The 13,896-nt window shown below is 63.5% G+C and carries 12 protein-coding genes; 1 reads left to right on the forward strand and 11 read right to left on the reverse strand.

Annotated features, from left to right (window positions below):
- Window positions 1-25: 25 nt before the first annotated feature.
- The 11 genes from C8J36_RS05355 to C8J36_RS05405 all read right to left on the reverse strand — a co-directional run bounded on the left by C8J36_RS05355 (window position 26) and on the right by C8J36_RS05405 (window position 11,578).
- Window positions 26-598 (reverse strand): transglycosylase SLT domain-containing protein, encoded by a 573-nt coding sequence (locus tag C8J36_RS05355; protein WP_062596524.1) that lies wholly within the window; start codon window positions 596-598, stop codon window positions 26-28.
- Window positions 599-682: 84 nt separating this feature from the next.
- Window positions 683-1,162, reverse strand: a complete 480-nt coding sequence (locus C8J36_RS05360; RefSeq protein ID WP_132533907.1) for a GNAT family N-acetyltransferase — start codon at window positions 1,160-1,162, stop codon at window positions 683-685.
- 38 nt (window positions 1,163-1,200) lie between these two features.
- Window positions 1,201-2,868 carry a CTP synthase gene (locus C8J36_RS05365; protein WP_082477365.1) on the reverse strand — a complete coding sequence of 556 codons (1,668 nt, stop codon included), beginning with the start codon at window positions 2,866-2,868 and terminating at the stop codon, window positions 1,201-1,203.
- 105 nt (window positions 2,869-2,973) lie between these two features.
- On the reverse strand, window positions 2,974-3,600 hold the full coding sequence (gene secG, locus C8J36_RS05370) for a preprotein translocase subunit SecG (RefSeq protein WP_132533306.1): 627 nt from the start codon (window positions 3,598-3,600) through the stop codon (window positions 2,974-2,976).
- 199 nt (window positions 3,601-3,799) lie between these two features.
- Window positions 3,800-4,570 carry a triose-phosphate isomerase gene (gene tpiA / locus C8J36_RS05375; RefSeq protein ID WP_132533308.1) on the reverse strand — a complete coding sequence of 257 codons (771 nt, stop codon included), beginning with the start codon at window positions 4,568-4,570 and terminating at the stop codon, window positions 3,800-3,802.
- A 143-nt stretch (window positions 4,571-4,713) separates the two neighbouring features.
- Window positions 4,714-6,183, reverse strand: a complete 1,470-nt coding sequence (locus tag C8J36_RS05380; protein WP_132533310.1) for an aspartate aminotransferase family protein — start codon at window positions 6,181-6,183, stop codon at window positions 4,714-4,716.
- 15 nt (window positions 6,184-6,198) lie between these two features.
- Window positions 6,199-7,215: an NAD(P)-dependent oxidoreductase gene (locus C8J36_RS05385; protein WP_132533312.1), complete on the reverse strand. Its 1,017-nt coding sequence runs from the start codon at window positions 7,213-7,215 to the stop codon at window positions 6,199-6,201.
- Window positions 7,212-7,652: an EamA family transporter gene (locus tag C8J36_RS05390; protein WP_062596530.1), complete on the reverse strand. Its 441-nt coding sequence runs from the start codon at window positions 7,650-7,652 to the stop codon at window positions 7,212-7,214. Before C8J36_RS05390 ends, C8J36_RS05385 begins: the two co-directional genes overlap by 4 nt.
- A gap of 125 nt (window positions 7,653-7,777) precedes the next feature.
- Window positions 7,778-9,115 (reverse strand): FAD-binding oxidoreductase, encoded by a 1,338-nt coding sequence (locus tag C8J36_RS05395; protein ID WP_132533314.1) that lies wholly within the window; start codon window positions 9,113-9,115, stop codon window positions 7,778-7,780.
- Window positions 9,115-10,557, reverse strand: a complete 1,443-nt coding sequence (locus C8J36_RS05400) for a UbiA family prenyltransferase (protein WP_348631351.1) — start codon at window positions 10,555-10,557, stop codon at window positions 9,115-9,117. Before C8J36_RS05400 ends, C8J36_RS05395 begins: the two co-directional genes overlap by 1 nt.
- Window positions 10,558-10,681: 124 nt before the next feature.
- On the reverse strand, window positions 10,682-11,578 hold the full coding sequence (locus tag C8J36_RS05405; RefSeq protein WP_132533315.1) for an alpha/beta hydrolase: 897 nt from the start codon (window positions 11,576-11,578) through the stop codon (window positions 10,682-10,684).
- Between the two features lie 145 nt (window positions 11,579-11,723).
- On the opposite strand from C8J36_RS05405, the gene parE reads away from it, so the two are divergent.
- Complete coding sequence (gene parE, locus C8J36_RS05410) at window positions 11,724-13,856, forward strand: DNA topoisomerase IV subunit B (protein ID WP_132533316.1); 2,133 nt, start codon at window positions 11,724-11,726, stop codon at window positions 13,854-13,856.
- The last annotated feature ends 40 nt before the right edge of the window (window positions 13,857-13,896 follow it).

A 13,896-nucleotide genomic window follows, 5' to 3' on the forward strand; every position in this document is an offset into this window, starting at 1 on the left:
GACGATCGAACCCTGCGGGCTTGGTTCAGTCGCAGTTCCTGAGTTGACCGGCATAGGACGATGCGAGAGCGGCCGAGCGACGGGCGGTCGCCTGCAGGCCCGCATTGCCGCGCCAGGAGCCGCGGGCGTAGCCGGCATCGCCGGAGTAGTAGGCGAGATAGAGGTTATAGGCGTCGTTGAGCGCGATGCCGTTCTTGCGGTGGTTGCGGGCGTGGTACCAGCCCACGAAATGGATCGCGTCGGCGAAATTCGTTCGCTTGGCCATCCAGCGTCCCGTCGAGGCGCGGTATTCGTTCCACGTTCCGTCGAGCGCCTGCGAATAGCCGTACGCGCTGGACACCCGCTTCCACGGAATGAAGCCGAGGAGCTTCGTGCGCGGGGGTTTGGCATAGGGCTGAAAGTTGGATTCCGTGTAAATCGTTGCCATCAGAATGGGAACTGGCACGCCATACTGGTTCTCGGCGTGCCGTGCGGCGCGTTGCCAATTGTTGAACCACCCATCGCGCTGCTCGAAGATCGCGCAGGCATTCCGGGTGTTCTTCGGCGCCGTTGCACAGCCGGCAAGCGCCATCAGGGCGACGATCATCAATACACGCATCGCTCTCGATCCAGGTTCGAAAGAAATGAATGGCAGGTAAATGTTAAAAGAAGGTTTTGATCAATCGATCGGGCTATCGAGAGGTCAGACCGTGCGCCGATAGAACCGCGTGTCGAGCGCCATTCGGGGGAAGGCGGCCGACAGGTCGCCGGCATCGATCAGCTCGAAGCCGTTCTTTTCGTAGAAGCGATGCGCGGCGAGAAACCGATCGGTCGTTCCGAGCAGAACGGCGGAGAAGCCCTTTGCCGTCGCATGCGACAACAGCGTATCGAGGAGCCGCTGCGCGATGCCATGCGTCGCGCCGCGATGGCTGGCGGCGACGAACATCTTGCGCAGAGCGCCCTGCCCGTCGCCAAGATCTTTCAGCGCGATCGTGCCGACGATCCGGCCGCCATCGTCCGCTACCCAGAATTCGCCGGCCCCCTGACGATAGAAGCCGTCGATATCGCCGAGGTCGGGCTGGTCGGCCGCCGTGATCGAAAAGCCGAACTCGCCCGACTGGATGGGCACGATCAGTTCGACGATGCCCGCTTCGTCTCCGGCCCCTGCGGCCCGGATGGTGATGACGGCGTCGGCGACCTCCCCGCTCGGCACGGCGCGGCTCAGACGAGCCGCGTCTGCTCGACCGCGGCCTCGATGAAGCTGGCGAAGAGCGGATGGGGGTCGAGTGGCCGGGACTTCAGCTCCGGGTGATACTGGACGCCGATGAACCACGGATGATCCGGATACTCGATCGTTTCCGGAAGGACACCGTCCGGCGACATGCCCGAGAAGACGAGGCCGCAGTTTTCGAGGCGATCCTTGTAGTCGATATTGACCTCGTAGCGGTGACGATGGCGCTCGGAGATATCGCCGGAGCCGTAGATGTCGGCGATCTTCGTGCCCTTCTTCAGCGAGGCCTTGTAGGCGCCGAGGCGCATGGTGCCGCCGAGGTCGCCGGAAGCCGTGCGCTTCTGAAGTTCGTTGCCCTTGATCCACTCGGTCATCAGACCGACGACCGGCTCGGCCGTCGGGCCGAATTCGGTCGAGGATGCCTTTTCGATGCCGGCCAGGTTTCGCGCCGCTTCGACCACAGCCATCTGCATGCCGAAACAGATGCCGAAATAGGGCACCTTGCGTTCGCGCGCGAAACGGGCGGCCAGGATCTTGCCTTCGGACCCCCGCTCACCGAAGCCGCCGGGCACGAGAATGCCGTTGACCTTCTCGAGGTAGGGCGCCGGGTCTTCCTTTTCGAAGACCTCCGACTCGATCCATTCGAGCTTGACCTTCACCCGATTGGCGATCCCGCCGTGATACAGGGCCTCGATCAGCGATTTATAGGCGTCCTTGAGGCCGGTATATTTGCCGACGATGGCGATCGTGACCTCGCCTTCCGGCGTGCGGATCCGGTCGTAGACGTTTTCCCAGCTGTCGAGACGCGGCTTCGGCGCAGGTTCGATGCCGAAGGCGGCAAGCACTTCCGAATCGAGGCCTTCCTTGTGATAGGCGATCGGCACGTCGTAAATGCTGGCCACATCGAGCGCCTGGATGACGGCGGACGGGCGAACGTTGCAGAACAGCGAGAGCTTGCGGCGCTCGGCTTCCGGGATTTCGCGGTCGGCGCGCACCAGCAGGATGTCGGGGTGGATGCCGAGAGCCTGCAGTTCCTTGACGGAATGCTGCGTCGGCTTGGTCTTCAGCTCGCCCGCAGCCGAGATATAGGGCATCAGCGTCAGGTGGACGTAGATGGCGGCACCGCGCGGCAGGTCGTTCTTCAGTTGGCGGATCGCTTCCATGAACGGCATGGCCTCGATGTCGCCCACCGTGCCGCCGATCTCGCAGATGACGAAGTCGTATTCCTCGTTGCCCTCGGTGACGAAATTCTTGATCTCGTTCGTGACGTGCGGAATGACCTGAACCGTCGCACCGAGGTAATCGCCGCGGCGTTCCTTGTCGATGATGTTCTTGTAGATGCGACCCGTGGTGATGTTGTCGGTCTTGGTGGCCGAGCGGCCGGTGAAGCGCTCGTAATGACCGAGATCGAGGTCGGTTTCAGCGCCGTCATCGGTGACGAACACCTCGCCGTGCTGCGTCGGGCTCATGGTGCCCGGATCGACGTTCAGGTAGGGATCGAGTTTGCGAAGCCGCACCCGATAACCACGGGCCTGCAGCAACGCGCCGAGAGCGGCTGCGGCAATCCCTTTTCCAAGGGACGAAACCACGCCGCCGGTGATGAATACATATCGCGCCATGGGCTTGACCGGATACCTTTTCGAGACTGATTCCGCCATCGAAAAATGCCGCACTCCCCAGATTTCGAGGGGGCGGCGTCGATGACGCACAAAAGAAAACCGGCGGAAAACAGGTTCCGCCGGTCGGATTGCGATGCGCTCTGCTTACTGCGCGGTCGGTGCGCCGGTGCCTGTCGATGCAGGCGGCGTGGCCGGTGCGGCAGCAGGTGCGTCCGTCGCCGGCGCCGGCGCGGCCGGGGTCGTCGTGGCGGCTGGTGCCATCGTATTCGCCGGAGCCATCGTGTTGGAAGGCGCCATCGTGTTCGAGGGAGCGGGCGCTGCGGGCGTCGTCGCGGCCGGAGCCGTTGTTGCCGGAGCGGTGGTGGTTGGCGCGGTGGTGGCGGGCGCATCGCCACCAGTCGGAACGCCGTTGCTCTGTGCAGCCGGTGCCGGTGCCGGGTTCGCCGGTGCGGGGGTCGCAGGCGTGGTCGCCGTGCCGCCGAGCGAATCGAGAACGCCGTTCCCATTGTTGGTCGTGCCGGGGATGCGATCGAGGACGTCCGTCGCATTCGGCTGGTAGCGGGCGTAGATGCTCATGGCGAGCGCGAGGACGAAGAAGAGCGTTGCGAGGATCGCCGTCGTGCGCGTCAGCGCGTTCGCCGTGCCGCGTGCGGACATGAAGCCGGAGCCGCCGCCGACGCCGAGACCGCCGCCTTCCGAGCGCTGGATCAGCACGACGCCGATCAGCGCCAGTACGACCATGAGATAGATGACAAGCAATACTTCCTGCATTTCGTCCAGTCCTGGCTTGAAGCGCGCCGGACCCCGGCCGTGTCGCCGTTCGTCACCCGCACTTGACGTCTCTTTTGCCGCAAATCTTCACGAAAAGCCGGGCACGGAAAGGCCGCGTGTTCCCGGCCGCGTCCTCGCAGCGAATTTCGGTTTCGCGGGCTCAATATACCAAGCAGCCCGCTATTCCAAGCCCGATGATTCAGCCGAGCAGCTGCTCGTATGCCCCGTAGATGGCGAGGAAGTCCTGCGCCTTCAAGCTTGCGCCACCGATCAGGGCGCCATCGACGTTGGCGATGCCCATCAGCTCGACCGCATTGGCCGGCTTGACCGAGCCGCCATAGAGGATTCGCAGGGCCGCACCCTCGCCGCCGAAACGGGCCGTCAGCTCCTTGCGCATGAAGGCATGCGCCTCCTCGACGTCGCCGGCCGTCGGCGTCAGGCCGGTGCCGATCGCCCAGACCGGTTCGTAGGCGATCACGGTGTTCTGCGCCGTGATGCCGTCCGGCAGCGAGCCGTCGAGCTGCCGCTTCAAAATGTCGAGCGTTTGTCCGGCCTTGCGCTCGTCACCCGTCTCGCCGATGCAGACGATGGCTGTGAGACCGGCTGCCAGGGCCGCTTCCGTCTTTGCCCGCACGATCGCGTCGGTCTCGGCGTGGTCGGTCCGGCGCTCGGAGTGTCCGACGATGACATGGGTGCCGAAACAGTCGGCGACCATTTCCGCGGAGATATCGCCCGTGTGGGCGCCGGAAACGGCGACGTGGCAATCCTGCGCGCCGATGGCGAGCGGGCTGTCGTCGCAAAGCGCCGTTGCCACGTAGAGAAGCGTTGCCGGCGGGCAGATGAGCACCTCGACCTTTTCCGACAGCGGGCCCTTGACCCCCTCTGCCATCGCCTTGATCTGGTCGAGAGAGGCGCGGAGCCCGTTCATCTTCCAGTTCCCCGCAACAAGCGGACGCACATCAGGTGTCATTCGGCTTTCTCCCGTTTTCCGACGATGGATCGGCCGTAGCAAATCCCTCCGGTCGTGGAAAGCGTTCATCACGCGCGGCTTGAAAAAGCCTCTGCCCGACGCGGCGCCGGGCAGAAAACGGGCGTCGGGTCGAGCGTCCCGCCTCAGCCCATCTGGCTGCCGACGAAATCCTTGACGATGCGGATGATGCCGCGGCCGAGGAGGTCGTCGAGCGCGTCGACGAACTGATCGACATGCTTGCGTTCGCAGATCAGCGGCGGCTCGAGCCGGATGACGTTGCGATTGTATTCGGTAAAGGCGACGAGCGTGTCGTAATCCCGCAAGAGCAGCGCGCCGATGAAGCCGGAGAGCGAGCCCTTGAGCTTGTCGTCGAGCATGCCGATGACCGGGCGCAGGACCAGCGGCATCGTCTGGCTGAAATCCTGGAACTCGAGCCCCACCATGAGGCCCTGCCCGCGAACCTCCTTGATGATCTTCGGGTATTTTTCGCGCAGCGCGTCGAGACGGGCGAGAAGGTAGGCGCCCTGCTCCGCCGCGTTGTCGATCAGCGCCTCGTCGTACATGATGTTCAAGGCTTCGATCGCGGTGACGCAGGCTTCGCCCATGCCGCCGAAGGTGGCCATCGCGTGGATCATCGCCGTCTTCGGCGTGCCGTAGGCCTTCATGTAGATCTCGCGCCGGGCGATCATGGCACCCACGGCCGCTTTGCCGCCGCCGAGCGACTTGGCAAGCGCCGTGATATCCGGCACGACATTCTCGTGCTCGAAGGCGAAGAAGCGTCCGGAACGGCCGTAGCCGCACTGGACCTCGTCCGCGACCCAGACGACGCCATAGCGATCGCAGAGCGCACGCAGCTCCTTCCAGAAGCCATCGGGCGCCCGGATGATGCCGCCGCCGCCCTGGATGGTTTCGAGCACGATCGCTCCGATCTGGGGATCGCTTCGGAAAGCGCTCTCGATCGCCTCGATATTGCCGAAAGGCACCCGGACGGTATTGCCGGAGACGGAAAAATCGGCCCGGTAGAGCGCGCCGTCGGTGATGTTCAGCACGCCCTTCGTCTTGCCGTGGAAGGAATTTTCGGCATAGACGACCTTCGGCCGCTTGGGGCCGGCCGCGCGCTCGGCGAGCTTGACGGCGGCTTCCATCACCTCGGAGCCGGACGAGCCGAGGAACACCATGTCGAGATCGCCGGGCGAAATGGTCGCGAGGTTCTTCGCAAAGGCAGCCGCATATTGCGACATGAAGGCGATGGCGATCTCGTGGCGGTTTTCGTCCTGGAAGCGCTTGCGCGCCTCCAGCAGGCGCGGATGGTTGTGACCGAAGGCAAGCGATCCGAAACCGCCGAAGAAATCGAGGATCTTCCGCCCGTTCTGGTCGGTATAGTACATGCCCTCGGCGCTCTCGATCTTCACCTTGTGAAAACCGAGCAGCTTCATGAAGTGGAGCTGGCCCGGATTGACGTGATCCTTGAACAGGGTGGTCATTTCCGGAACGGTCAGGGCCTTGGCGTCCTCGACCGTCAGGAGATCGGGCTTTCCGACCCGCGTGCGGACGGGCTGCGGGCTTTCGATGGCGGGCGCGTCGATCAGGACGCGGGCGGGCGTATCGAGCATATTGAACGGTCCCTCTTATTCGGCCGGCAGGGCGGCGGGCGTGCCGACGGTGCCCGTGGATTTCTTGGCGCGATATTCGTCATAGGCGGCGATCAGCATGGCGCCGTCGTTGAACTGGGCCTTCCAGCCGAGTTCTTGTTTCAGCTTGCCGGTTTCGCGAACGCACATCTCGTCGGCGATCAGATACTGCTCCGGATCCATGATCGGCAGGTTGATCGCATCGAAGGCGGCCAGCGTCGCCTTGACGGCAAAGCCCGGCGTCGGGATCAGGATCGATTTCGAGCCGGCATGCTGGATGAGGCCGCCCAGGAGCTGGCGCACGGACGGGGGATTGTCGGAGCCGAGATTATAGGCTTCGTTGGGCACGCCGCCCTTCCAGGCGAGACGCGCGGCCTCGGCGCAGTCGAACACGGAGATGAACTGGTAGGGCGCCTTGCCCGAGCCGATCATCGGCACCGGCAGGTTGGCGTCGATCAGCTTGAACAGCTTTTCGAGGATACCGAGACGGCCCGGGCCGATGATGAGGCGTGGGCGGAAGATCGAGATTCGCATGCCTTTTTCGCGGTAGACGTGGCAGAGTTGCTCGGTCGCCCATTTCGACTTGCCATATTCGCCGAGCGGCTTCACCGGATGATCTTCCGCCTGCGGCGATCGAACGGTATGGCCGTAGATCATGTCCGTCGTGAACTGGACGAGGCGATTGGCGCCGGAGGACTCCATCGCTTTCATGATGTTCTCGGCGCCGTAATAGTTGACCGGCCAGAAGAACTTCCAGCGCTTGGACCGCACCTGCAGCGGCGACAGCATCTTGGCCGCCATATTGTAGACCATGTCGTCGGGGCCGATATCGACCTTCATGACCTGTTGCAGATCCGTGACGTCGCAGGAGACGAAACGGACGCGGCCCTGGGCGTAGTGCGGCAGGTCCGACTTGACGATATCGGCGATCAGGACCTGCTCGCCTTCGTTGACGAGGCGCTCGGCAAGATGGCGACCGACAAAGCCGTCGCCTCCGAAAATGATGTGTTTCATGTCGGGCTCCCAATGTGGATGGATTTTGCAGCGGGGGTATCCGTCGCCGCGATGGTCTCGGGCGTCGAGCGACCGGACTGGGCGATGAGCACCGTTCCCACGCAGATGAAACCGATGCCGGCGATGCGCCAGGCGTTCAGATCCTCGCGGAAAATGAAATAGGCAAAGACCGCCACGGCAACATAGGCAAGGCTGAGAAAGGGATAGGCGAAGGAAAGCTCGACCTTCGACAGCACGTAGAGATGCGACACCATGGAGATGGCGAAGGTGGCGAGACCGGCAAAGACCCAGGGGTTGAACAGGATCTGGAAGAATCGGGCAATCGCAGTGTCGGGCGTGAACGTCAGTGGGCCGAGGCTGAGCATGCCCTGCTTCAGCATCAACTGCGCCGCCGCATTGGTCAGCACGGTGAACAGAATGAACGCCAGATATTTCATATCGTCATCCCTTTCGGGCTCCCGGTCCAGTTCCGCATCTCGGTCCAGTCCATCTTACGCAAGAGAATCCACCATTCCGTGAAACTTGCTGATTTCTTTTCATAAAATTGTCTTTATCCGCCCCGTCAAAGCGCCATGGCGGTGCGCCGCCAGAAATCGGACATCATGGCGGGATCGCGCATCGCCTCGAGCTTTCTCCACCCCGGAAAAGAGGCGGCAAAGGTCTGCGGGCTCATGCGGGCATCCTTGTATGGATTGACCGCGCCACCGGCGGACAGGACGATCCGATCGAGCGCATCGAGGAGCGTCCGCGTGCCCTCGCCCTGATTGGCGAAATCGAGCGTAAGCGTGAAGCCGGGGCGCGGAAAGGACAGCAGGCCGCGCGCAGGCTGATCGCCGAAACGTTTGAGAACGGTCAGGAAGGAGCCGTGCCCCGCCGCCCGCGCGGTCTCCATCAGCTTTGCCGTCACCGCGGGCGCAACATCGGCCGGATAGACGCTCTGGTGCTGGTAGAGACCCTTGGGGCCGTAGAGACGGTTCCAGTTCCGGATGGCGTCGAGCGGGTAGAAATAGCCGGACCATTTGACCGTCTCGACGGATTCCCCCGGCTTCGCCTTGCGCAGATAGGCCGCGTTGAACGCCTTCAGCGTCAAGCGGTTGAGAAGACTGACGGGCGGGGTCGCTGGAATCCCGAGCGTGCGGCCGCCCGGCAGATCGGGAAAATCGCAGGAGGCATCGGCATGATCGCCGGCAAGGAGGATGCCCCGGCCGGCCTTGCGCCCGGTCGCGAGCTGGTCGATCCAGGCGACGGAATATTCATGCTCGGCATCGACACGGTCGATCATCCCGAAATAGGCATCGAGGCTGTCGAAGCGGATCGTGTGCTGCTGGATATGGGCGGACGGGACCTTCATCATCTGCAGGTCGATATCGAGGATGAGGCCCGTCAGGCCCATGCCACCGATCGTGGCGCGGAACATGTCCGGGTTTTCGGTCTCGGAACAGGTGAGAACGCCACCGTCCGACCGCAGCAGCGTCAGCCGGCGGATGTGGCTTCCAAAGGTGCCGCGCGCATGGTGATTCTTGCCGTGCACATCGTTGGCGACGGCACCGCCGAGGGTGACATGGGCGGTGCCGGGGGTCACCGGCAGAAAGAAGCGGTGGGGCACGGCGCGTGCGAGAACCGCCGAGAGGCAGACCCCGGCCTCGGCCGAGAGAAGACCGGTGCCCGGATCGAAGCCGTGGATGCGGCCGCGTCTGCGGTTTTCGATCAGCAGACCTGCATCATTGTGGCAGCTGTCTCCATAGGAACGGCCGTTTCCGAACGGCAGGTATCCCTCACGCGCTGCCGTGCGGATACCGTCCTCGAAGGCATCCGGGCTGATGGCGCGGCGCGGCCGCGTGTCGAGACGACCCCAGCTGTCGAACGTCGCAGCCTCGCGTGTTTTCGTCGCGTCCCTCATCAGATGCCGACCGCCCCGATCATCACGAGCACCCCGCCCGCAGCCATGGTGGCGATGCTGCGCCAGTCGCGCATGATGAAGACGACGGGATCCTCGTGCAGACTGCCGCGCCGGGCGAGCATCCAGATGCGCAGCAGCATGTAGAGGACCATCGGGCAGAGCGGCCAGAGCGCGGCCGGCATGCTGTACATCTGCTGCATCTCGACGCTGTGGATGTAGAGCGCCAGAACCAGCGCGGATGCGAAGGCGGAGGATATGCCCGCCTGCCCGACCATCTCGAAATCGACCTGCATATAGCCGCGTCCCGGAACCTGGGCGCGGGCCTCGCCGCCATGCTCGTCCAGCTCCACATAGCGCTTCACCAAAGCGAGGCTGAGGAAGAAGAAGATCGAAAAGGCAAGAAGCCAGAAGGACAGCACCGTTTCGGTCGCCGTCGCGCCGGCGATGATCCGGATGGTGTAGAGACCCGCCAGCGTGAAGACATCGACGAGAAGTTTTCGCTTGAGAAAGAACGTGTAAGCCGTCGTTATCGCGAGATATATTCCGAGCGTGATGACGAATTCGCCGGGCATTCGCAGCGTCAGTGCGGCTGCTGCCAGAAGGAGGCTTGCCGCCAACGCCAGACCGGTCGGCAGGGACATGCGTCCGCTTGCAAGCGGGCGGAAACGCTTCTTTGGATGGCGGCGGTCGTTCGTCAGGTCGGAGATATCGTTGATGACATAGACGGCCGATGCGAGAAAGCTGAAGGCGAAGAAGGCTATGACCGTGTTGATCACGGCCGCCCGATCGAGGATGTCGTGATCGAGCGCCATCGGCACGGCGATCAGGATGTTCTTTGCCCATTGATGGACGCGTATGGATTTCAGCGTGTCTTTGAGCCCGCTCGTCCCGGTCTCCAGATGCTCTGCATCGTGGCGGCGGCGCCAGGCTTCGGCTGCGCGGTCCGGCGCGACGACGATGGCTTTGCGCGCGGCGTCGAACACCGGTACGTCATCGCGGCTGTTGCCCATGTAGTCGAACCCCGCATCGCCGTAGCGCGCGACCAGTTCCCGGCACTTGCGATGGCGCGTCAGGTTGTGGGTGCGGGAGGAATGCAGGACTTCGGTGAAGACGCCGGTATGGGCCGCGACATCGAGCGCCACCCGCTCCGCGGCCCCGGTGACGAGCACGACGTCGCGACCGGTCTCCCGCTCCTGCCGCAGCCGTGCGATCACCTCCGGGCGATAGGGCCAATCGGCACCGGTGCGCCCGGATCGCACGGCGACCTCATGTTTCAGATGCGCCTTGCCGCGCAGTGCCCAACGAAGGAGCGCGAACACCATCAGCGGATTGCGGAACAGCAAAACGGCGACGCCTTCCCACAGCGTGTCCGCCGCGACGAGCGTCCCGTCCAGATCGACGCAAAGCGGAACAAGCCGTGTGTCGGTTCGCGCATCCATCATCGCACTCCCGTGTTCTCAGTGCCGGGAAGATGTCATGCGGTGCTTTCAGAAAAACGAACGGCAGCCCGCACGAAGGCGAGACTTCAATCGGTGGTTAATGAAGAGAAAATCGCTCAGGTTGTATCTATCGCGAGAGGATCCAGTTGATGGCGTCCCGCCAATCGGTCATCCGGACCGGCGTGCCGTGCGTTCCCGTTTGAAACAGGACGAAGCGGGTGGGGTAGCCGCCCTTCTTCAAGCGCGTGTAGAGGGCCGCCTGGTCGTCCGCCCTGTATGTCTTGTCGGCGCTGCCGTGGCTGAAGAACATCGGCAGCTTGCGGGCGAAGGCCGCACTTTTGGTGAAATCCGGATCGGTTGCGCCGCCCATGATCATCATGCCGGAAAGCTGCTTGACGGCGGTCGCGTTGCGGGAGACGCCCCAGCAGAGGAAGCTGCCCATGGACGCGCAGGACAGGATGACCGGCCGGCCGGGAGAGCGGCGCGCGACACCATCGATCAGGCCGGCAATATCGGCCGCACCATCCGTGTCGAAGGATCGGGCGCTCGGCGCATAATAGACACCGCCATTTTCCACCGCGAGGTTCTTCAGCCGGTTGAAATTGCCCCCGAAGGAATCGTCGTTCGCGCCGAGCCGCCGATCCCCTCCGCGACCGTGAATGAAAATCACCGTGAAGGCTGCGTTCTCCGGCGTCCCGACCCTGAACACGTCGAGCCCGCGCCCGCCGACATCGATCGTCTCGTTTTCCTGGAAACGCTTGACGCCGAGCGCGACATAGGGGCGCTTGACCCGACGCTCGGGGACCTCGTCACGGCCATTGATGTCCCGCATCTCGTCATAGTCGACCGTCAGCCAGTCGCCGCCGTCGCGGGACTCGAGCACGCGCCCATAGGCGAAAAGTTCGTCCTTGAACGGTCGCAATGTCTCGGCGCGGGCGCAGCCATGGGCGAGGACAAAGGCGGCCACCAGACCAACCGCCTTTAAAACGGCAAGGCGTTTAAAAGAAAGTGTGGATCGGGCCATGTTTTGTTCCCTTTTTGATCTCTTCGGCGCTCTTGGCTCTTTCGCCGCACCCCCGGCCTCTATATGAAGAGGTGGGCCGGGATCGACAGCCGGCGCCCCGCCCTACAGGATCAGCCGACACATCGAAAGACGTTTGACGCACCAGATGACGGACAGCAACGACCTTTTCGCGAACGCAGCGCCCGCTCCTCGGAAGCCTTCGGAAACGAAGCCGCCCGAGCCGAAGACGCTGGACCTGAAGACGCCGGCCGCCAAAGGCGGCGACGATAAAGCCGGTCTCGCGCCCAAGGCGGACGAACCGAAGACGACGCGGGCTCCGGGAACGCCGGCTTCGCAGCTGAAGACGGATACGGGCGACTACAATGCGTCGGCCATCGAGGTGCTCGAGGGGCTCGAGCCGGTTCGTCGCCGGCCCGGCATGTATATCGGCGGCACGGACGAAAAGGCACTGCATCATCTGTTCGCGGAAGTCATCGACAATTCGATGGACGAAGCCGTGGCCGGACATGCCAATTTCATCGACGTCCATCTCGATGCCGAGGGATGTCTCGCCGTGACCGACAATGGTCGCGGCATCCCGGTGGAGAACCACCCGAAATTTCCGGGCAAGTCGACCCTCGAAGTGATCATGACCGTGCTCCATGCCGGCGGCAAGTTCGACAGCAAGGTCTACGAGACCTCCGGCGGTCTTCACGGCGTCGGCGTTTCCGTCGTCAATGCGCTCTCCGACGTGCTGGAGGTCGAGGTTGCGCGGAACAGGCGGCTTTATCGCCAGCGCTTTTCGCGGGGCATCCCCCAGGGTGGTCTCGAGGAATTGGGCGACGTGCAGAACCGGCGCGGAACACGCGTCCGCTTTCATCCGGATCCCGAGATTTTCGGGCCGCACGCCAAGTTCGAGCCGGCGCGCCTCTTCCGCATGGCACGCTCGAAGGCCTATCTTTTTGGCGGCGTCGAAATTCGCTGGTCCTGCGATCCGTCGCTGGTCGAGGGTACGGAGACGCCTGACAAGGCGGTCTTCCACTTTCCCGGCGGCCTGAAGGATTATCTCAAGGCGACCATGGGCTCCGAGTTCACGGTGACGCGCGAGATCTTCGCCGGCAAGACCGAGAAGACGGGTGGCCATGGCGCGCTGGAATGGGCCGTCACCTGGTATGGCGGCGACTCGGTCGTGCACTCCTATTGCAACACGATTCCCACACCCGAGGGCGGCACGCACGAAGCGGGCCTGCGCATCGCCCTGACCAAGGGTCTCAAGGCCTATGCCGACCTAACGCAGAACAAGCGCGCGGCGATCGTCACCACCGACGACGTGATGATTTCGGCGGCCGGCATGCTCTCCGTCTTCATCCGCGAGCCGGAATTCGTCGGCCAGACGAAGGACAAGCTCGCCACCGTCGAGGCGCAGCGCATCGTCGAGAACGCGATCCGCGATCCCTTCGATCATTTCCTCGCCGGCAATCCACAGGAAGCGGCCAAGCTGCTCGAATGGGTGATCGAGCGCGCCGATGAGCGCGTCCGGCGCCGCAAGGAAAAGGAAGTCACACGCAAAAGCGCGGTGCGCAAGCTGCGCCTGCCGGGCAAGCTTGCAGACTGCTCGCAAAACTCCGCCCTGGGCGCCGAACTCTTCATCGTAGAAGGCGATTCGGCCGGCGGCTCGGCCAAGCAGGCGCGCAACCGTTCGAACCAGGCGATCCTGCCGCTGCGCGGCAAGATCCTGAACGTCGCCAGTGCCGGCCGCGAGAAGCTGGGGGCCAACCAGCAGATCTCGGATCTCGTCCAGGCGCTCGGCTGCGGGACGCGGTCGAAATATCGGCAGGAAGACCTTCGCTACGACAGGGTCATCGTCATGACCGATGCCGATGTCGATGGCGCGCATATCGCCTCGCTGCTGATCACCTTCTTCTATCAGGAGATGCCGGAGCTCATTCGTGGCGGTCATCTCTATCTTGCTGTGCCGCCGCTCTACCGGATGACGCAGGGCGCAAAGACACTTTACGCCCGCGACGATGTGCATCGGGTCGAACTGATGGAGAAAGAATTCACCGGACGCGGCAAGGTCGAGATCGGACGCTTCAAGGGCCTTGGCGAAATGATGCCGGCCCAGTTGAAGGAAACGACGATGGACCCGTCGAAGCGGACGCTTCTCAAGGTCTCGATCGACGAGATCGATTTCGAGGGAACACGCGACGCCGTCGACAATCTCATGGGCACCAAGCCGGAAGCCCGCTTCCGGTTCATCCAGGAGCGCGCCGTCTTCGCCGAGAACCTCGACATCTGACGATGTCTGGCCCCCGGCTTCGCCGCAGCCGGGAATTGAT

The organism is Rhizobium sp. PP-F2F-G48 (genome assembly GCF_004342335.1).
Taxonomy (GTDB): Bacteria; Pseudomonadota; Alphaproteobacteria; order Rhizobiales; family Rhizobiaceae; genus Ferranicluibacter.